This window comes from Stenotrophomonas sp. DDT-1 (assembly GCF_001580555.1).
In the GTDB taxonomy this organism is placed as follows: domain Bacteria; phylum Pseudomonadota; class Gammaproteobacteria; order Xanthomonadales; family Xanthomonadaceae; genus Stenotrophomonas; species Stenotrophomonas sepilia.
The window spans coordinates 56,850-78,210 of sequence record NZ_LEKR01000014.1 but is presented as its reverse complement, the minus strand read 5'-3'; the positions used below and the strand labels follow the sequence as shown (position 1 = coordinate 78,210).

Annotated in this window: 7 protein-coding genes; 4 read left to right on the top strand and 3 right to left on the bottom strand. The window is 66.1% G+C overall.

Annotation, left to right across the window (positions count from 1 at the left end):
* From AB839_RS21525 to AB839_RS09515, 3 genes are read right to left on the bottom strand one after another with little or no spacing between them, the layout of a single operon-like run.
* Positions 1-546: a hypothetical protein gene (locus AB839_RS21525; RefSeq protein ID WP_156476638.1), complete on the bottom strand. Its 546-nt coding sequence runs from the start codon at positions 544-546 to the stop codon at positions 1-3.
* Positions 536-12,883: a hemagglutinin repeat-containing protein gene (locus AB839_RS09520; RefSeq protein ID WP_241776761.1), complete on the bottom strand. Its 12,348-nt coding sequence runs from the start codon at positions 12,881-12,883 to the stop codon at positions 536-538. Before AB839_RS09520 ends, AB839_RS21525 begins: the two co-directional genes overlap by 11 nt.
* A gap of 21 nt (positions 12,884-12,904) precedes the next feature.
* Positions 12,905-14,581, bottom strand: a complete 1,677-nt coding sequence (locus tag AB839_RS09515; RefSeq protein WP_241776760.1) for a ShlB/FhaC/HecB family hemolysin secretion/activation protein — start codon at positions 14,579-14,581, stop codon at positions 12,905-12,907.
* Between the two features lie 364 nt (positions 14,582-14,945).
* On the opposite strand from AB839_RS09515, the gene AB839_RS09510 reads away from it, so the two are divergent.
* From AB839_RS09510 to katG, 4 genes are all read left to right on the top strand, one after another.
* Positions 14,946-15,338 carry a barstar family protein gene (locus AB839_RS09510; RefSeq protein ID WP_061479158.1) on the top strand — a complete coding sequence of 131 codons (393 nt, stop codon included), beginning with the start codon at positions 14,946-14,948 and terminating at the stop codon, positions 15,336-15,338.
* Positions 15,339-15,473: 135 nt separating this feature from the next.
* Positions 15,474-18,065, top strand: coding sequence for a DNA mismatch repair protein MutS (mutS, locus tag AB839_RS09505; protein WP_061479157.1), 2,592 nt, complete (start codon positions 15,474-15,476; stop codon positions 18,063-18,065).
* Between the two features lie 206 nt (positions 18,066-18,271).
* On the top strand, positions 18,272-18,871 hold the full coding sequence (locus AB839_RS09500) for a DUF937 domain-containing protein (RefSeq protein WP_061479156.1): 600 nt from the start codon (positions 18,272-18,274) through the stop codon (positions 18,869-18,871).
* 148 nt (positions 18,872-19,019) lie between these two features.
* Positions 19,020-21,257, top strand: coding sequence for a catalase/peroxidase HPI (gene katG / locus AB839_RS09495; protein WP_061479155.1), 2,238 nt, complete (start codon positions 19,020-19,022; stop codon positions 21,255-21,257).
* Positions 21,258-21,361: the final 104 nt, after the last annotated feature.

Genomic DNA, 21,361 nt, shown 5'->3' with positions numbered 1-21,361 from the left:
TCAATCATCATAGGCTGCCAAGAAAGCTCTTGCGACCTTCTCAAGGTCGCCTCCATCCACGGCCCATGCATGCAAATCACGAACCGAGATCAATCCCTCACCAAGTCTCGAGATGAACTCATGTGCCTGGATCGAATCTCTAACTGCAAGGACACCCAGCTCCTCGCAAACACTTTCAAAGCCAATCCAACGCCCCTCCAGATCCCCAAAGATAACCGGGTATCCTAAGTCCATCAAATTATCTTCATAAGCATCAGCGACCGAATCAAATGCCCGCTCAACGCAAGAACTATCAACCACCAAAACTGAATCCAAATCAGGCGATCGAGAGAATTTTACAAAAACACCCGAACCAAAAGTTCTTGATGAACTCTCAATTAGATTTGACATAACTTCATCATCCAACAAAACGGGTCTTTCAAAGAACCTGAAGCACCACCCCTCCCCCCTAAAAACCATTTGCGGAAGATCCATCTCGAGATCAACTAGACGAGAAACGAACCCCACCACCTTTTCTTTTATTTCAAGCAGATAATCATTTTCCATTTTCACTCCCGACGAAACGAATCTTCAGAACAGGCTTCTTCTGGCCAGAGATGGTAAGCGATGCAGATGGGACCCCATCGGAAGAAGACTTCGGATAGAACCTGTAGATATTACCCCCTTTCTGCAAAACGGTCACACTCCCATCCTTGGAAACGGTTCTGGAATATCCATTACTCTCAAGAGTTCGGATCGCATCACCAACGGAAATATTTGTTTGCGTCTGATCCGCACTATATCTGGTCTGACCTTTTGAGAATTTGACATCGGTCAGAAGTGGATTTTCCCACAATGCCATAACCTTAGGCTGAGGAACGCCCCCCCCCACTGCTGCTGGGTCCTTTGTCACCCCACTTCGAGAGCTTGTTGATTTCGGGCCGAAGGCGACCGCAGCTCCAGCCACATCCCATGCAATGGATCCAATTTGATTGGTTAAGGAAATTGTCTCCGGACTTGCGCCCCCGAGCGTAGAAAGCACACTGGGCATTGCAAAGACAGGACCCAACACCGCCATTTCCAGACGATTCCTGTCTGCAAGACGCATGCCCCCCGGCATTCCGCCAGCCAAGGCGCCAACCCAATCGTTCTCTCTCAGAAGCGATACGTCCCGAGCGAAAATCGAACCATAGTCTGGCGATTTTCCACTCTCACGAATAACTGCTAGAGCAACGATCTCATCATACGCGGCGGTTCCGGGCTTCAGATTAAACAGCACAGATCTCTCATCTTCAGACAGATACGAGAGATAGCGATCTTTCATTTCCCGACTTTGACCTTGACTGACATCCGCCCAACGATCCTCAACCTCACGGCGGCAGACATCATCCTTGCCGCACTTCGCCCCTTCAGTATCTTTGGCAGTTCGTTGCTCAAATGAAAGGTAGTTATTCTCAACCGAATTCTTGGCAATCCCCGCATTCAGCGCAATCCCAGCCAGATCCTGCCCTGACAATCCACTCGCCAGTGCACCCACCGCCTGCGACAACGCCAGCACCATCTCCTTCTGCTCCGGGCTCAGCCTGGAAGGATCTCCCCCGGTCAGTGTATTAGTCAGCACCTTCGCGGCCAACTCGCCGCCAGCCGCGGAGACCGCTCCGGTTCCCGCACTGCCACCATTGGCTTCTGCCAGCAGTGCACCCAATACCGCGTGCGACAGCAATTGCAGAGTCGCATTGGGATCGCTGCCGTGGTTCGAGTCAAGCTTGCTGCCGATGAAGTAAGCGGCATAGGGCGCCAGCGCATTGGACGCGACCTGACCGGCGCCCTGGCCGGCTACGCTCCCTACCACAGCCGTCGTCACTGCGCTCAGGGCACGGCTGTACTCACCGCCATCACCCCACTTCTTCGCATCGTTATATGCTTGGCTGTTTGCCGTCAGCACCGCATCGCGCTGTTCCGCGCTGAGCGCGTTGAACGCCTTTTTATCGTCGGTTGACAGGCCATCGTAGTACGCCTGGGTTGCCTTCTTGCTCTGATAGGCTTGAGCGTCCCATGCAATCTGCTGGCTGGTGGCCATCACCGTTCCCGCCGCAGCCGCCATCGCCTGCTGGTCTGCCAGCAGCTTGCTCGCATCCGGCAATGCATCCAGCGCACGATGCGCTCCACTGGCGTCGGTGTTGATGCCCAGCTCGGCCGCCGACGTCTGCTTGCCACCGATGGTGATGTTGCCCTCGGTCAAGGTGGCAAGGGTGGAGCTGCTGTCGCTGCCCTTCTCCATCATCGGCAGGCCCGGACCACCTCGCGGTGCGGCCGTTCCCGGCTTGGGCGCCCAGCCATTCATCTGCCCGCCCGCACCGCCACTGATGCTGCCGGAGCTGGCCGTGTAGTCCATGTGGTTCTGCAGGTCAGTGAACGTCAGCGAGCCCGCAGTCAGTTCACTGTTGCCCGCATGAGTGCTGGCAATCGCCCCGCCCACCAGGTTCACGTGGCCGGCATCGACGTGGTAGCCGCCATTGCCGGCGAACAGGCCGCTCTGCTGGCCGACACCCTGATAGCTGCCGCTGGCCTTGCCTGCGCTGGCATACCCGTCGGCATTCCACGCGGTACCGAACGACACCTGTACGCGGCCGCCCACCTGGCTGTTCCTGGACATGCTCTCGGCAATGTCCTGCAGCGATTCGATGGTCAGCGTGCCGCCGGTCTTGACGTCGATGCGGTCAGCCGTGGCGGTCGCGCCGCGCAACGTGGTGTCACCCTCGGCCTTCAGCGAGATGTTCTGGCCGGTCAGCGTGGTGTTCTGCCAGGTATTGCTGTCCGAGTTCGCCTTGCTGCTGCCCACGCTGGCTTCGGCATACACATACACGCCCGTCTGCGCCCCTACAGAGACGCCAACGCCCACTTCGGCGCCGGCATTGCTGCTCTTGCTGCGGTCTGCCACATGCGCCTTGCCTGCTTCCAGCAGAATGTCGCCGGCCGAATCCAGGCTGAGCGTGTTGCCTGCACTCAGGTTGCCCTGCACCACATGGATGTCGCCCTGGGTGCTAGTGAGGTTGACGTTGCCGCCGCCCTGAATGGTGGAACCACGCGACACCCTGCTGCTGCCATCGGCACTGCTGTTGGCGGTCTTGAAGCCGATGCCTGCTTCAGCACGGAACAGTTCGCCACTGCCGCCTCGGCCGGACAGCGCCGAGATCGCACTGGCTGCCTGGTACGCGTTGGCGCCCGCTGCCATGCCCTGCATCTTCTGCAGGCGATCATCGGACTGACGGGCCGCGTCCACGTTGTTGATCAGGTCGATCAACGGCGACTTCACCCGCGCGAACACGCCGATCTTCAGGTCCTTGTCGCTCTGCGAGTAGTGACCACTTTCGTCCGCGGTCAGCAACTCGATCTCGGCGGCGGTGATGTTCACGTCCTTGGCGGCCACCACGTTGCTGGCCGTCTGCGTGTACTTGCCCCCGGCGGTCAGGTTCACGCTGCCACCCAGGCTGCCGATGCTGCTGGCCACCTGTGACACCTGCGCGCTGTCGTCCTGGTGCTGCTCGCGGTGCCAGCCGGAGAACTTCTCGGTATCCGATATCTGTACCGTGCCGATCGCCTTGCTGTCGGACGTATTGGCGTTGCTGACCGTATCCTGCCCGCTGCGCACCAGCAGATCGCCGGCCGCACGGATGCTGACGTCCTTCTCGGCGGCGATGTTGGCTGCGGTCAGGCTGATGTTGCCTTCGGTGGTGGCCATGCGCACGCCGCCGCCAACGGACAGCTGCGTGCCAGTGATGGTGTCACTGCTGCCGCTGCCCCGGCTCTGCGCGTTGTTGGTACCGAACGGCAGGCCGCTGGTGTTGTTGGCAAAGCCCCAGCCCTTGCCGCGGCTGCTGCTGTCGCTGCGCTCGGTGTTGTGGGCCACGTCGAACACGATGTCCTGGGTGGCCAGCAGCACAGCGTTGCCCTCGGCCGACATCTGCGTGCCCTGGCTGAGGATCGAGCCGCCGTTGGCAATCAACGTGAGATCGCCGCCTGCAGCCAACTGGCTGACGCGGGCATCACTGGTCGAATGGCTCTGCTCGCTGTTGGCACGCTGGCTGCCGGCAGTCACCACGGTCGACGTGGTGGCCGCACGCAGGCCGGAGGCTGCGCCTTCAGCGGTGCGGGTGATCCGCCCCATCGCCGAACCACTGTCGGCCATGCCCTCGGTGGTCGAATCGCGGGCGCTGCGGTAGGCCTTGGTCGGGTCGTAGGTCACGCCCACCGAGAAGCCGCTCGACTTGCTGGCCTGGCTGGATTGGCTGTCCGCGGTGTCCTGCCGCGCCAGCAGCGCAATGTCCTTGCCCACCAGTGTCAGGTTCTCGCCTGCGGCGACGTCCGAGGCCTCGATCGTCAGTGTGTTGCCAGCATTGATCAGCACATTGCCGTCGCGCGAGGCGATCGCCGATCCCACCTGGGTGGTGGACTGCTCGGCGCGGGTGCTGCTGTTCTTCGCGCTGCTGTAGCCGACCGATGCCACGCCGTTGCCGAAGCCTCCGGTAACGCCGGATTTCTTTTTGCTCTCGCTGGACTCACTGCTGTGATGATCTTCGGCAGCAGTGATCAGCACATTGTTACCGGCCCCCAGAATCACGTTGCCGGTGGCATCGACCACCGCACCTACCGCAGTCAGATCGCGTCCAGCCGTGATGTTGATACGCTCGCCCTGGATCGCCGTGCCGATGGCATAGCTGTCGCTCGCGTCGACGCTGCGCGTGGTGGTGGTACTGGAGAGCGTCTTCTTTTTCTTGTCGTAGCTGTCCAGGCTGTAGTCGTGCGTCTCGTTGGCCGAGAGCAGGTTGACGTCGCGGCCCGCAGCCACGCTTACCGCGCCGTCATTGCTGTCGACCAACGCGGCTGTCAAGTTCACATCCCGGCCCGCGTTCAGCAGCAGATTGTCCCCGGACTGCAATGTACTGCCCCGCACGGTCTCATCACTCTGGCTGATCTGCAGCGAGCTGCGCTTGCCCGCGTTCGCAAAATCCCGGCTCTCGCTGTCCACCAGCGCCTGGCTGTTGATGTCCCCACCGGCCTGCAAGGCCAGACCGCCCGCCGCCCTGATCTGCGCGGCGGCCAGGTTGATGTCCTTGCCCGCCGCCAGCACCACATCGCCAGCGCCCTGCACTGACGTGGCAGCGTGTGTCGTCCTGCTGCTGCGCTGATGGTTGCGTTCATCGAAGGTGGCGTCGCGGCGTTCCTCCAGCGCAATCGCGCCAACATCCAGAGTGCCGCCTGCGGCCAGCTGGGTCAGACCGTCGGCGCCGGCGTTGCGGATCTGTGCGGCCTGCAGGCTGATGTCACCACCGGCCACCACCGACAGCATGCCGTCGCCACTGGGATTGGTTACATACAGACCGGCGACCCGATCGATGCGGTTGGTCTCGTACTGGTAGGTGCCACCGCCCTGCTGTGTCTCCACCGTGGAGGCCACCGTGACATTGCCCGCAGCCTTGACCGACAGCGCATCGCTAGCCGTCACGGCGGCACCGACAACGCGGATGTCCTTGTCCGACGACAGCCCGACGTACTGGCCGGAAATGCTGCCGCCCAGATGCTCGATGTTGCCGGCATCGATGGTCACCAGCTTGCGCCCGGCGATGTTGCCGGTGTTGACCAGGCCATTGCCCAGTTTGATATCGACATTGGCGCCGGCCAGCAGTGCACCGTTGCCGTCGAGGTCGCCCGGGCGCAGGCGCAGGTAGACCTGCGGCACCAGCGCGGTGGTGGTGCTGCCATCGGCCAGGGTGACGGTCTGCTCGACCAGCCAGACGATGTCACTGGTCAGCTGTGCCATCTGCGCTTCGGTCAGCGCCACGCCGGGGCGAAGGCCCCATTCGCTGGCGACCGTGGCACCGGCCTCCAGCAGCGCGCGGTACTGCGCCTCGTCACTGGCGTAGCCGTCGAGGAAGCGGCGACCGGTCAGCTGGCCGATCTGCTCGCGCACCAGCTTCTGCTCGTAGTACCCATCACCCAGCCGCTTCTGCACGGTATCAGGCGAGTAGCCCATCTGGCCCAGCAGGTGGTCCGAGCTCAGCCAGGTCTTGTGGTCGGTGAAGCGCGGATCGGTCTCGACCAGATAGTGGCCGCCGTTGGGATTGACGTTGAACAGGCTGGCGCTCGGCGCGCGCGTGTCCGGTGCACCCATCGCGATGCGATCCGGCGATCCTCCACTGGCTGCGACCACGCGCGGCCCGGACGTACCGGTGTTGCCGCTCACGCCGCCGACGCTGCTCCCTTGCTGGGTACTGGCACCATCGGCCGCCTGTGCCAGCGCGCGTTCGGCACCGGTGCCGGCGGACTGGCCCGGCCCCTGCGCACCGCCATGACCCGGCCCATCCGGCAGCGCCGTGGGCCCCTGCACGTTGAGGTTGGCCATGGCCGAACCGTTCTGCACGTTCGGCGCGTTCCGTCCCTGGTTGAGGTTGCTCAGGTCACCGACGTCGATGCTCAACGTGCCGTTGGCGGTAATCTGGCCCCCCAGCTGGCCGATCTTTTCGGAGATGGGCTCGGCGGTCCATTGCGTTCGGGTGCCGTCGTAGGCGATGGAGGTGTTGTTGAAGGTATGCGTGCGGAACAATTCGAGACCGACGTTACTGACACGGCTGTCGGCGCCGTGACCGACGATCTGCAGATTGCCGCCCGCAGCAATCTGCGCGTAGCGGTTGTTCAGCTCGTCCACCGACAGGCGCATGTTGCCGCCGGAACGGATCACCGCATCGGCACCGGCACCGGGCTGCAGCTGGTCCTCATGGGCCACGTGGTGGGCAACGCGCTTTTCTTCATTGAGGCCGTGTTCCTGCGTGTGCTGGCGGCGACCGACGATGGTCGCATCGGGATTGCTCAACGACGCCGGGGTGATGAACTGGATGCAGGTAGTGCTGCAGGTGCCGTAGGCGCTGGAGAACGTCAGGCGATCGTTCTGGTAGGTGAACTTCTCCTTCGACTTGAGCACGTCGAACGGATCGCCGCCCGGCACCTGGTCCGGATTGGCGGCAGTGCCCTTGCTCACGTAGTAGATCGTGACGGTGCCGTTGACCGGATCCATGCGCCAGCGCTCACCGCGCACGTCATAGCCCAATCCACCAGAGCCGAAGAAGAAGCGCGAGGTGCTCGCGGTCAAGCGAACCACCGCCTTGCCCAGGCGGGTGCCGTCCGGCGCAATGTAGGGCTCGTCCTGCAGCACGTCTTCCGGCGCGATGTAGTAGAACTCCCAGGCCTTGTAATTGCTGGTATCGCTGACCGTGCCTGCGGTGTTCTTCGAGTTCTTCTGCCACGCCGCCACCATCATGTTGACGGTAGTGTCGATGGTCTTGACCTGGGTCGGGGCGATCGCCACGTTCTCGCGGATGTTGTTGACCACCTGCGCATCAATGGACAGGTTGCCGGTCACATCGATGACCGAGCTGATGTTGTCGATCCGCCCGGCAATGCCGCTGGCGATGCGATCGGCACTCAGCGTGCCGCCGATGGCCGCATCACCGCCGCTGTAGATCAGGCCCTTGCCGGTGTTCTGCAGCTCGCGCACGCCCAGGTCCAGCCGCTCGCGTGCGGCCACGGTGCCGACGCGGGTGGCACCACCGGCCTCTTCGGCGCGGTTCTTCAGCACGCCGGTGGAGATCGCCACGCGATCACCGTAGATGCGCCCGGTGCCAAGATTGTCGATTTCGCTGGCCTCCAGGTGGGTCAGCGCGCCATCGATCAGGCCCCGGTTGGTCAGCTGGCCACGGGCATTGAGGTGGGTCGTGCCCTGGCTGGAGATCTCGCCTGACGCGGCATTGGTGATGTTCTGGGCGTTGAGGTCGAGGTTGCCACCGCGCACCACACCCTGGTTGTCGAGGTCGCCGGACAGGTTCAGCGACAGCGTACCGTTGGCGATCCATTCGCCACGATGGCGCATGCCCTGCTGCAGGGTGAGGCCGAGGTCCCGCTGCGCATGCACCTGGCCGTCTTCGCTGAGCGCACGTGCGACCAGGGTCTGGCTGCCATCGGCGCGCAGCAGGCCGCCGCTGTTGGCGACGTTGTCCGCCTGGCTGTCCAGGTTGCCGCCGGTGCTGATCACGCCGCCGGTGTTCTGCAGCTGGCCGTTGATCTGCAGCCGCGCACCGCCATCGGTGACGATCTGGCCCTGGCTGTTGTCCAGCCACTGTGCACCGAACTGCAGCTGGCCCGCCTGCAGGCCACGCGTGCCGTCGCCGCCACGGGTGTTGCGGTTGTCCACGCTGGCGGCCGTGAGGGTCAGCAGCTGGCCGGCCGCGATCGCGCCGGCGGCGTTGTCCAGGTGCCCGTCCAGGGTCAGGTCGAGGTTGCGCCCGGCCTGCACGCGACCACTGGCATTGGCCAGGCTCGCCGCCTGCAGCGACAGATTCGCGGCGCTGGCAAGTGTTCCACCGGCACTGTTGTCGACGCGGGCCAGCAGCAAGCGCGCATCGCCTTGTGCATTGACTGCGCCGCCACGGTTGTCCAGCACGCCACCATCCAGCTGCAGCTTCCCTGCCGCCAGCAATCCACCGCTGCCGGCGGTGGCGCGGTTGTCGATGTCCTGCCCGGCCGTGTTGATGGCCAGGTCGGCCGCCGACTGCACGCGGCCGCCCTGGTTGTCCATCGCGCCACTGCGAACGCTCAGCGCGCCCTTCTGCGTGCCCAGCGTGCCGGCGCGGTTGTCCAGCCGCTGGCCGCGGGTATCGATGTCCAGCTGGCCGCTCAGCAGCGTGCCGCGCTGGTTGAGCAGACCGTTGCCCTGCAACTGCAGCCGTTCGCCGGCCTGCATCGCGCCGTCGCTGTTGTCTACGCCTGCCGCCGTGGTCGCGCTCAGGTCCTTGCCAGCGACCAGGGTGCCGTGGCGGTTGTCGAGACTGCCGGCGCCCAGGGTCAACGTGCCGGTGCTGGACAGCAGGCCCTGATCGCCATTGTCGAGGCGACCGTCAACGCCCAGCACCAGCGCGCTGCCGCCCGCATGCACTGTGCCGCCCTGGTTACCAAGGCTGGCCGCGGTGACCGTGCCGGCACCGCCGAGCAGGATGCGGCCCTTCTGGTTGTCCAGCGCCTGGCCGATCGCCAGCGTGGAGTGACCCGCGCCTGCACCCTGCAGCGTGCCCTGTGCATTGATCAGCTGCTGCGCGGTGACAGCCAGCGCGCCATTGCTGGCCAGCGATCCACCGCGATTGTCCAGCACACCCTGTACGCGCAGGCGCAGCGCGTCTTCACCGGTTGCGGTGAGCGTGCCACCGGCGGTGGTCAGGGTATCGGCGGTGATGTCGACGCGGCGCGCCGAGGTGGTTGCCGCGGTCAGATCGAGGTTGGCGCCGTCCAGCGCGAAGCTGCCATTGCTGAGCACGCTGCCGCCGTTGCCCAGCAGGGTCTTCGCCGAGACCTGCAGCTGGCCGCTCCCCGCGTGCTGGATCCTGCCTGCACGGTTGTCCAGCGCCTGTGCCAGCAGGGCCAGGTCGCCATTGCTGGCCAGCGTGCCACCGGCATTGCCCAGCGTCGTGGCCTTGATGCGACTGGCGCCTTCGCCGCTGGCGATGATGCGGCCACCGGCGTTGTCGAGCGTAGTGGCCTCAAGGTCGAGGCGATCGGCGCCCAGCGTCGCGTCACGATGATCCACGTCGCCAGCACGCAGGGTCAGCGTGGCCGAGGAGACCAGCGTGCCCTTGCTGCCGTCCAGGCGGCCGGTAGTGATGTCCAGGCCCTGGTTGCCGGCCTGGCGGATGCTGCCGCCACTGTTGTCCAGCCGTGCGGAAGTGACCGTCAGGCGGTTGGCGTTGCTGGCGATCGTGCCTTCGTGGTTGTCCAGCGCAGCGACGATCTGCAGCGTGCTGTCAGCCGTTCCGGCACCGCTGAGCGTGCCCTTGCGGTTGATCAGTTCACCGGCCTGTACATCCAGCGCGCCGTTGCCGGCGATCGTACCGCCACTGTTGTCCACGCGCTGCGCCACGTGCAGCCGCAGCATGTCGCTGCCGGTCGCGCTGAGGTTGCCGCCAGTGTTGTCCAAGCGCTGCGCATCGATGGCAATGCGCTCTGCCTGGGTAGTGCTGCCGGCCCCCAGCAGCAGGTCGCCGCCCTCAAGTTCCAGCGCCGACTGGCTGAGGATGCGGCCGCCCGCACCCTGCAGGCTGTCGGCGCGGATCTGCAACGTACCGCCGCCGGCGTGTTCGATTGCACCGCCGCGGTTGTCCAGGCTTGCCGCCTGCAGCCGCAGATCACCGGTACCGGCCAGGCGGCCGCCGTTGCTGTTGTCCAAGCGCTCTCGGGCCTGCACCTGCAGCGCGCCGCTGCCTGCCGCCAGCACCTTGCCGCCCTGGTTGACCAGGCTGCCAACCTGCAACTGCACCTGGCCATTGCCGGAGATGCCGCCGCCGCTGTTATCCAGCGTGTCGCGCACCGTCAGCGCCACGCCCTGCGTACCGGCCGACTGCAGCGTGCCCTTCTGGTTGTCGATGCGACCGGCGTCGATGCGCAGGCCGCCGTTGCCGACGATCTTGCCGCCCTGGTTGTCGAGCGCATCGCGCACGTCCAGCGCCAGCGCCGAGACACCCTGCGAAACGATCTGGCCCTGGCGGTTGCGCAGTGCCCCGGCGTGGATCTGCACACTCTGCGCCGATGTCGTACCGCCACTCACGTCCAGCTCGCCGCCGGACAGCACCAGCGCGCCGTTGCTGAGCAGGCGCCCTTCGCTGCCACGCAACGTATCGGCCTGCACGCTCAGGGTGCCGGTGCCAGCCTGCTGAACCAGGCCGTTGCTGTTGTCCAGCGTGGTCGCGACCAGTGCCAGATCGCCGTTGCCGGCCAACGTGCCGCGGGCACTGTTGTCCAGCGTCGTGGCCTTCACCGAACTGGCCCCGCTACCCAGCGACAGCAGGCTGCCGCCCCGGTTGTCCAGCGTCGCGGCCAGGATCTCGAACCCGGCCGCACTGAGCGAACCGTTGCGCAGATCGGCGTTGCCGGCCGACCATTGCAGGCGGCCCAGGGTACTGAGTCGCCCACCGCTGCCGGCCCAGTCGCCCGTAACCAACGCGAGACCATCGCCACCGGCATGTTCGATACGGCCACCGGCATTGCCGACCTGGCCTGCTTGCAGCGCCAACTGCGCGGCGTTGGTGGCCAGCAGACCACCGTCGTTGTTGAACAGGCCCTGCACCGTCCACGACGATGCCGCTTTGCCGGCGTGGCGCAGTTCACCCCCGCGGTTGTCGAGCGACTGCGCATCCAGCCACAGGTCGCCGGCCACGCTCAGCGCACCCTTCTGGTTCGACAACAGACCCACCTGCAACGCGGCATCGCCATGCACCTGCAGCATGCCGCCGTCATTGCGCAGCTCCCCCCCGGCCTGCAGCGCGCTCACGCCCAGGCGACCGCCGCTGTTGTCGAGACCGTTGCGTGCGGCCAGTGACACCGTGCCGCCGTTGCTGATGCTGCCGCCGTCGTTGTCCAGCGTACCGGCGATGGCTATCAGGCCCTCGGCCAGGGGCAGCTCCGGCGACGTCGGCGTGCCCGCCGAGCCGCCATTGCCGCCTCCGGTTCCCGGCGTTCCCGGCGTGCCGGTTCCGGGTGTTCCACCGCCATTGCCGGGCGACGTGCCGCTGCCAACGCTGCTCCCGTTACCACCTGACGCTACGGCATCCAGTGCACCCAACAGGCCATTGCTACGGTTGCTGGCTGCGTCGGCCTTGAGCGCCAGCGCTTGCGCGCCGGTCTGTTCAATGGCGCCGCCATGGTTGCGCAACCCGTGCGCCTCCACCTGCAGGCGCTGTGCATTGAGCGTGCCGCCGCTGTTGTCCAGCGTGCCACCGGCGGTGATCGCAACTTCGCGCGTGGCCGCGATGGTGCCGCCATTGGCAAGATCGCCACTGGCCTGCACGCGCACGTTCTGCCGCGACTGCAGGGCGCCGGTGTTTTCCAGCCGGCCATCCACCGTCACCACCAGCTCGCCGGCCTGTGCGCCAATGCTGCCGGCATTGCGCACGCCCACGCCGTGCTCGTTGCCGACCAGCCAGATCTTGTTGGCGAACATGCCGCCCAGCGCGCCAACGTCCAGCGCGAAGGCCGGTGCCTCGCCGCTGGCCGCGGTCGCGCTGGCCTGGCTGTGGTCGGCACTGACCACGTTGTTGCCCAGCGTCGCCTGCAGCTGGTTGGCCCAGATGCCGGCGTTGACCTGCAACGAACGGGTGATCAGGTCGGTGTAGTCAGCGCGGCTGGTGTCCAGGCCCGCTCCATCGATCTGGATCGCACCACCGGTGACGCGGTAGCCCTCCAGTGCCCCAGCACCCGTGAACATCGGCGTGCCGGTGGTCAGGGTCACGCGGCTGGCGTTGAGGAAGCCGCCGCCGTTGACCTGGATCCCGGCCGGGTTGGCAATGATCACTTCGGCGCGCTGCCCGGCCACTTCCACATAGCCGTTGAGCCGGCTGGCCGGACCATTCACTTCATTGAGGATCACCCGTGCACTGCCGGTGGCGAGCCACGGGTTGCCCTGTACCCAGCCGCCCAGCTGCGTCTGCACCTGGCCGCGGGCGTTGTTCAGGATGACGCCATCGCGGCCCACGTCGAACTGCGAATAGCGGTTGCGCGACACACCCGCCGCCGACGGCGTGGTGATGTTCACCATCGGCACGCCATTGGGGGCCGTCACCATCGTCGGCCGTTCACGGCCCGGCGCATTGGGGTCGGAAATGATGCGCGCATCGGACTGCGCCAGCGCAGGGGGTACCAAGCTGACCCAGCCCAGTGAGCACATCAGTGCGAAGCCCAGGGGCGACAGCGCGGCGCTCTGCCGGCCCGGCACATGGCCGACCAGGCCACCGCCGCCCTTCACCAGCTCCGAAGCCACCTGCCAGACGCGCAGCGCGCGGTTGAAAACCAGACGATAGATAGTGTTCATGTCACGTGTCCTTGTGGCGGATCAGTAGCGCCAGGCCAGGCTGAAGCCGAATGTGGTGTAGTCGGTGGGGAAATGGGCGGGTTTGTGCAGTGCCGAACCGACGAAGCCATCCCAGGAAAGCTGCTGCCAGCCGCCGCGCAGGCCCAGTGCCATGCCGGCCAGGTCATGGCCGGATTGCCACTGCGCGGATGGGCCGCCGATGCGGCCGTAGTCGGCAGCCACGTAGAACTCCTGGCCGCCCCCGATACCGAGCGAGAGATCGTTGCGCAACGACCAGCCACGCTCGCCGCTGAGCGAGCTTTCACCGTCGAAACCGCGCACGCTATAGCGGCCGCCGATGGCGAAGCGGTCCTGTGGCGAGAGCGGCGTGCGGTTCCATTGCGCCCGCCATGCGGCGGTGTAGCGAAGGCGCTGCCTGCCCAGCTGGAACGGCACGCTGAACTGCGCGTCGGCGGTGATCAGCTTCATCCGCGAGGTGCCTTCCAGCGGCAACGTCGGGTCCCACAACTGCGCCATCTCTTCCGGCGAACGCAGTGCGTGGAAGGCGCCCGTGCCACGCCGGTAGGCCACGCTGGCATCGAGCGTGGCAGTGCCGATGAACTGCTTGTGGGTCAGGCCCAGTTCCCAGCCCGCGGTGCGGCGACGCTGTACTTCGATCTCGGTATCGTCGATGTAGTTCTTCGACTCTCGCAGCCAGCCGCGCGCGTAGGCGCTGAACTTGACCTTGGCATTGCGCAGCAACAGCCGGTCTACCCGCGCTTCGGCGTTTTGGCTGCGGCCGCTGTAGTCATAGCTTTCAAAGGCACCAACCACGTTCTGGCTGTAGTCGTAAGCGCTGGCGGTGGCACCGAACAGCCAATACCCGCAGGGCACGTCGTAGTGCGCGGTCCAGCTGTTGGTGTCCTTGCCTCGGCCATTGAACACGCCACGGCCGGCGCTGATGTAGAACAGCTCGTTCAGGCCCAGCGGATTGTCCAATGACAGCGTGGCATTGGCCTGCAGCTTGCCGGTGCCACGGCTGCCGGCATCGTCCAGGGTGACGCTGGCGCGTACCGGTGAACGCTGCGTCCAGTCGATCTGCAGGTCGCTCTGGCCCGGCGCCGCGCCCTCGCCGTCGGCCGGCGCGATCTTGATGTCGGCGCTCACGGTGGGCACGCGCTGCAGGTTCTCCAGCCCCTGCTCGATGTCGCGCAGGTTGAGCAGGCCGCCGCTGCGGATCGGCAGTGCATTGGCAAGGGCCGGATGCCGTCCCTGCGGGTCGGAGAACACGGCCTCGCGGAACCGGCCTGGCACCACCGACAACGTCAGCGTGCCCTGGTTGAGGTCCTGCGGTGCCGACAGCACGCGCGTGGTGACATAGCCACGCGCGATGATCGCGTTCTGCACACGCTTCATCACCACGTTGATGCCTTCGGTTCCCAGGCAACGGCCAGTGGCCGGATCGTCCGCCGGGTCGGCGGCCGCCAGTGCCCAGCCGAAGCGCTGGCTGCCTTCGCCTTCCAGCACGATGCGATCGATGCGTACGCACGGGCGCTCCTGCGCCGGCAGGCGGTCGCCCTCCTTCTGCGCGTCCCGCTCCAGGCGGACGTCGGGGCGTTGTTCCTGCTGCTCGCGCAGCACGCGTTCGCGTTCCTGTTGCCTCAGCAGTTCCTGCGCGGCTGGATCACCGGCCTGCTGGGCGGCAACACCGAAGGTCATGCCAAGCAACACCACCCACCCACCACCACGGCACGCCTGTCGTGCCTGCTTCTTCCCTGACCGCACAGTGTTTTCCTGATATTGATGCAGGCCGTCAGGCGCTCTGTCCGGAAAAGGACAAGGCATCGACGTGCCGGCTTGATTCGGGTCTGCCGACGCACAGGCGACAGCACGCCGCTACGCGAAGCGCAGAAAGGCGCAAAGGGTATCGGCCGCCTCAGGAACTTCTATAGGAAAGATTGCAAATTCAGTCGACTGCGGGGCAACACACCGCAAACGCCCAGGACGCTGCGCGTTCGGGCCATGGCGCGAACCCTGGTCCTACAGCACGCCAGCTTCCGCCTGCTGACGCTACAGTCGCCGCATGACCATCGTCCTACAGATTGAAGGCGCCGCCATCAATGACATCCCCAGCCTGTACGCGGAGATCAATCGCGTGTTCATGGCCGGCGGGAACTGGCAGCTCGGGCCAAGCCTGGACGCCCTGGATGACCTGCTGCATGGCGGCTATGGGGTGTTGGCCGGCCACGACCGGGCCACGGTGATCTGGGGTGATATCGAGCACAGCCGCGCCGCACTGGGACGAACTACCACATGTCAGTGGCTGCAGTCCAAGCTGGAAGCCCCGGGCACGTTCAATACGCGGACCATTGCGCTCCAGCTGGACGCCCTGCAACGAGGCCAGGGCCAGACCTACTTCGAGATCGTAATGGAGATCTTCGCAAGCCACCGGCAGATCACCCTGGTTCCGGCCTGACTGTGTGCCCCGCACGGGCAATGCCCACCAACCGCAGCGGCGCCCACCGGCCCCAGCAGTTACCATGGACGGCCCTGTACCCGCTCCGCTGCCGCTGCCGCCCGGCGCGGCCGGACGCCCTGATCCACGAATCCCATGTCCAAAGACAAGTCCGCCGAACATACCCCGCTGATGAAGCAGTTCTTCGCAGCCAAGTCCGAGTACCCGGACCTGCTGCTGTTCTTCCGCATGGGCGACTTCTACGAGCTGTTCTACGACGATGCGCGCAAGGCCGCGCGCCTGCTCGACATCACCCTGACCCAGCGTGGCAGCTCCGGCGGCGCGCCGATTCCGATGGCCGGCGTGCCGGTGCATGCCTACGAGGGCTACCTGGCAAGGCTGGTGGCGCTGGGCGAGTCAGTGGCGATCTGCGAGCAGATCGGTGACCCGGCGCTGGCCAAGGGCCTGGTCGAACGCAAGGTGGTGCGCATCGTCACCCCCGGCACCGTCACCGACGAAGCGCTGCTGGACGAGCGCCGTGACACCCTGCTGATGGCGCTGTCGCGCACGAAGCAGGGCTACGGCCTGGCCTGGGCCGACCTGGCCGGTGGCCGCTTCCTGGTCAACGAAGTGGAAACCGACGACGCCCTGGAAGCCGAACTGGCCCGACTGGAGCCGGCCGAGCTGCTGGTGCCCGACGAAGAGAACTGGCCGGAATTCCTGCGCCAGCGCACCGGCGTGCGCCGTCGCGCCCCCTGGTTGTTCGACGCCGACAGCGGCCGCCGCCAGCTGCTGGCCTTCTTCAAGCTGCACGATCTGAGCGGCTTCGGTATCGATGACAAGCCCCGTGCCACCGCCGCCGCCGGCGCCCTGCTCGGCTATGTCGAGGAAACCCAGAAGCAGCGCCTGCCGCACCTGACCTCGATCGCGATGGAAACCGCTGGCGAGGCGATCGCGATGAACGCCGCCACCCGTCGCCACCTGGAACTGGACACGCGCGTCGACGGCGATACCCGTAATACCCTGCTGGGCGTGCTCGACAGCACGGTGACGCCGATGGGCGGCCGCCTGCTGCGGCGCTGGCTGCACCGCCCGCTGCGCCTGCGCGAGGTCCTGGTACAGCGTCACCATGCGGTGGAAACCCTGATCGACCGCGGCAGCGACGCCGATATCCGCGAACAGTTCCGCCGCCTGGGCGACCTGGAACGCATCCTCACCCGCGTCGCGCTGCGTTCGGCGCGCCCGCGCGATTTCTCCACCCTGCGCGATGGCCTGGGCTTGCTGCCCGCCGTGCGCGAGGTGCTGGCGCCGCTGGATTCGCCGCGCCTGCAGGCCCTGCACGCCGCGCTGGGCGAGCATGACGCGTGCGCGCAGCTGCTGGCCAGCGCCATTGCCGAAATGCCGCCACTGAAGCTGAGCGACGGCGGCGTGCTGGCCGACGGCTTCGATGAAGAGCTGGACGAGCTGCGCCGCCTGTCCACCCATGCCGACCAGTTCCTGGTGGACCTGGAACAGCGTGAACGCGAAAGCAGCGGCATTCCCACCCTGAAGGTGGGCTACAACCGCGTGCACGGCTACTACATCGAGATCAGCAAGGGCCAGTCCGACCGTGCGCCGGTGCACTACACCCGCCGCCAGACGCTGACCAATGCCGAGCGCTACATCACCGAAGAACTGAAGGCGTTCGAAGACAAGGTGCTGTCCGCGCGCGACCGTTCGTTGTCGCGAGAGAAATACCTGTACGAGCAGCTGCTGGACACCCTCGGCGAACAGCTGGAACCGTTGAAGCAGTGCGCCGCTGCGCTGAGCGAACTGGACGTGCTGGCCGCCTTCGCCGAGCGCGCGCAGGCACTGGACTGGTCGCGCCCGGAGCTGCAGGCCGAGCCGTGCCTGAAGATCGAGCGTGGCCGCCATCCGGTGGTCGAAGCGGTGCGTGAGCAGCCGTTCGAACCGAACGACCTGGACCTGCATCCCGACCGTCGCATGCTGGTCATCACCGGCCCGAACATGGGCGGTAAATCGACCTACATGCGGCAGAACGCGCTGATCGTGCTGCTGGCCCATATCGGCAGTTTCGTGCCGGCCAGCCGCGCTGTGATCGGCCCGATCGACCGCATCCTGACCCGCATCGGCGCCGGTGACGACCTCGCCCGCGGGCAGTCGACCTTCATGGTCGAGATGGCCGAGACCAGCTACATCCTGCATCACGCCACCGCCCATTCGCTGGTGCTGATGGACGAGATCGGCCGCGGCACCTCCACCTACGACGGCCTGGCGCTGGCGGACGCGGTGGCCCGCCACCTGGCCCACCAGAATCGCTGCTACACGCTGTTCGCCACCCATTACTTCGAACTGACCGCGCTGGCCGACGAACAGCATGAGGGCGGCCGCAGTGGCATCGCCAACGTGCACCTGGACGCCGTCGAGCACGGTGAGGGGCTGGTGTTCATGCACGCGGTGAAGGATGGCCCGGCCAACCGCAGCTTCGGCCTGCAGGTGGCGGCACTGGCCGGCCTGCCGCGGGCTACTGTGGCGCAGGCGCGTCGCCGCCTGGCCGAGCTGGAACAGCGCGGCGGTGAAAGCCACGCGGCCGAACTGGCACCGCAGGCACTGGATGCACCGCAGCAGTTCGGCCTGTTCAGCGCGCCGTCCAGCAAGGCGCAGGAAGCGCTGGCGGCGATCGACCCGGACGAGTTGACGCCGAAGCAGGCGCTTGAGGCGCTGTACCGGTTGAAGACGCTGCTGTAACCGCGCCCGCTGGCAGGCCTGGGCCGAGCGCGGGCTCGGCTCTACAACTCACGCCCTGCCTGTAGAGCCGAGCCCATGCTCGGCTCCACAACGACCCCGTGGCGCTCTGTCTGTAGAGCCGGGCCCATGCTCGGCTGCCTTCGCATTCCCGTAGTGCACGCAGCGTTATGCTCGGGCCGTCCTTCCTTCACAGAACAGAGACTGCCATGAACACCGAATCGCTCGCTGCATCCCTCTTCCAGCAGCTGCAGCAGGGCCAGGGCCTGCAGCAGGTGTCCCAGCAACTCGGCCTGGACAGCAGCCAGACCGCCCAGGCCGTCGGCAGCGCCCTGCCCCTGCTGCTCGGCGCGATGGGGCAGAACGCCAGTGAGCCGCAGGGCGCGCAGTCGCTGCTCAACGCGTTGCAGCGCGACCACAGCGGTGGCGGCGGTTTCGACCTGGGCGGGATCCTGGGCGCGGTGATGGGCGGGGGCGGCAGCGGCGCCACCGATGGCGCCGGCATCCTCGGCCACGTGTTCGGTGGCCAGCAACCGCAGGCGGCACAACTGCTCGGGCAGAAGACCGGTCTCGACAGCGGCACTTCGGGCAAGCTGCTGGCAATCCTCGCCCCCATCGTCATGTCCTTCCTGGCCCAGCGCTTCGCCCAGGGTGGCAACGCAGGCCAGCTGAGCCAGGCATTGGGCCAGGAAACGCAGCAGTCCGGCGGCATCGGCAACCTGCTCGGCGGCGTCCTGGACCAGGACGGCGACGGCCAGTTCGGAGCCAGTGACTTGATGAAGCTGGGCGCGGGTCTGCTGAAGCGTTGATCGGACACGACCGTCCTAGTCGGACGGCTCCATAGTTCGCCACTATCGCATCGGTTGAATCAATCGAATTTACCCATTGGTAGGCGCCACCTATCGTGGTCAGGCCTCCCCCCGATTCCACCTTTCGCCAGTCCACAGGTAGAGACCCATGAAAAGCGAAGCGAAGTGCCCGTTCAACCATGCCGTCGTCGGCGACGCGACGACCAACCGCGACTGGTGGCCGAACCAGTTGCGCGTGGACCTGCTCAACCAGCATTCGGCGCGCTCCAATCCGCTCGATGCCGGCTTCGATTACGCCAAGGCCTTCAAGGGGCTGGACTACACCGCGCTGAAGGCGGACCTGAAGGCGCTGATGACCGATTCGCAGGACTGGTGGCCGGCCGACTTCGGGCACTACGGTGGCCTGTTCATCCGCATGGCCTGGCACAGTGCCGGCACCTATCGCATCGGCGACGGCCGCGGCGGCGGCGGTCGTGGCCAGCAGCGCTTCGCACCGCTCAACAGCTGGCCGGACAATGTCAGCCTGGACAAGGCCCGGCGCCTGCTGTGGCCGATCAAGCAGAAGTACGGCCAGGCCATTTCCTGGGCCGACCTGCTCATCCTCACCGGTAACGTCGCTCTGGAATCGATGGGGTTCAAGACCCTGGGCTTTGCCGGCGGCCGCCCCGATACCTGGGAGCCGGACCAGGATGTGTACTGGGGCCGCGAGACCACCTGGCTGGGCGGTGACGTGCGCTACAAGCATGGCTCGGAAGGCGTTGAAGAGAACCATGGCGTGCTCGTATCCGATGACGATGCCGACGGCGACGTGCACTCGCGCACGCTGGAAAACCCGCTGGCCGCAGTGCAGATGGGCCTGATCTACGTCAATCCGGAGGGGCCGGATGGCAACCCGGATCCGGTGCTGGCCGCGCATGACATCCGCGATACGTTCGGCCGCATGGCCATGGACGACGAGGAAACCGTCGCGCTTATCGCCGGCGGCCACAGCTTCGGCAAAACCCACGGTGCCGGCCCGGCCGACAACGTCGGCAAGGAACCGGAAGCCGCCGGGCTGGAAAACCAGGGCCTGGGCTGGGCCAGCAGCTTCCGCAGCGGCAAGGGCGGCGACGCCATCACCAGCGGCCTGGAAGTGACCTGGACGCGCACCCCGGCGCAGTGGAGCCACGATTTCTTCGAAATCCTGTTCGGCAACGAATGGGAGCTGAGCAAGAGCCCGGCCGGTGCCCACCAGTGGGTGGCCAAGAACGCCGAAGCGGTGATTCCCGACGCGCACGACCCGTCGAAGAAGCACCGCCCCACCATGCTCACCACCGACCTGTCGCTGCGCATGGATCCGGCCTACGAAAAGATCTCGCGCCGGTTCCTCGCCGAGCCCCAGGCCTTCGCCGATGCCTTCGCCCGCGCCTGGTTCAAGCTGACCCACCGCGACATGGGCCCGCGCGCACGTTACCTCGGCCCGGAAATTCCGGCCGAACAGTTCATCTGGCAGGACCCGCTGCCGGAAGCACAGCACCCGCTGATCGACGCCAGGGACATCGCCGCGCTGAAGCAGCAGATCGCCGCAGCGGGCCTGAGCGTCGCCGAGCTGGTGTCCACCGCATGGGCGTCGGCTTCGACCTTCCGTGGTTCGGACAAGCGCGGCGGCGCCAACGGTGCGCGCATCCGCCTGGCGCCGCAGAAGGACTGGGAGGTGAACCAGCCGCAGCAGCTGGCCAAGGTGCTGGCCGCGCTGGAAAAGGTGCAGGCCAGCTTCAATGCCGGCGGCAAGCACGTGTCACTGGCCGACCTGATCGTGCTGGCCGGTGGCGTAGGTGTCGAGCAGGCGGCCAAGGCCGGTGGCCATGAGGTCAGCGTGCCGTTCACCCCGGGCCGCACCGATGCCAGCCAGGAACAGACCGACGTCGAATCGTTCGCGGTGCTCGAGCCGGTCGCCGATGGCTTCCGCAATTACCTGAAGGGCGCCTACAGCGTGCCCGGGGAGGCGCTGCTGATCGACAAGGCGCAGCTGCTTACGCTGACCGCGCCGGAGATGACCGTGCTGGTCGGCGGCCTGCGCGTGCTCGGTGCCAATGCCGATGGTGGCAAGCACGGCGTGTTCACCACGCGCCCAGGCACGCTCAGCAACGACTTCTTCGTCAACCTGCTGGACATGGGTACGCAGTGGAAGGCCACCGGCCGCGAAAGCTACGAAGGCCGTGGCCGCACCGACGGCGCTGTGCGCTGGACCGGTACCCGCGCCGACCTGGTGTTTGGCTCAAACGCGGTGCTGCGCGCATTGGCCGAGGTCTATGCCAGCGCCGATGGCGAGAAGAAGTTCGTGCAGGATTTCATCGCCGCCTGGACGCGGGTGATGGAACTGGACCGCTACGACCTGCACGGTTGAGGCGATCGGGGTAGTCGCCGGGCATGGCCCGGCGCTACCGGCGCGCTCCACCGGGTGCGAAGCGTCGGTTCGCATGCTCTCCGCAGCAGTACGCCATTTCGGCT

Coding starts and splice junctions, on each gene's coding strand:
- AB839_RS09500 (WP_061479156.1), top strand. CDS start 18,272: ATGAACACCGAATCGCTCGCTGCATCCCTCTTCCAGCAGCTGCAGCAG.
- mutS (WP_061479157.1), top strand. CDS start 15,474: ATGTCCAAAGACAAGTCCGCCGAACATACCCCGCTGATGAAGCAGTTC.
- AB839_RS21525 (WP_156476638.1), bottom strand. CDS start 546: ATGGAAAATGATTATCTGCTTGAAATAAAAGAAAAGGTGGTGGGGTTC.
- katG (WP_061479155.1), top strand. CDS start 19,020: ATGAAAAGCGAAGCGAAGTGCCCGTTCAACCATGCCGTCGTCGGCGAC.
- AB839_RS09520 (WP_241776761.1), bottom strand. CDS start 12,883: ATGAACACTATCTATCGTCTGGTTTTCAACCGCGCGCTGCGCGTCTGG.
- AB839_RS09510 (WP_061479158.1), top strand. CDS start 14,946: ATGACCATCGTCCTACAGATTGAAGGCGCCGCCATCAATGACATCCCC.
- AB839_RS09515 (WP_241776760.1), bottom strand. CDS start 14,581: ATGACCTTCGGTGTTGCCGCCCAGCAGGCCGGTGATCCAGCCGCGCAG.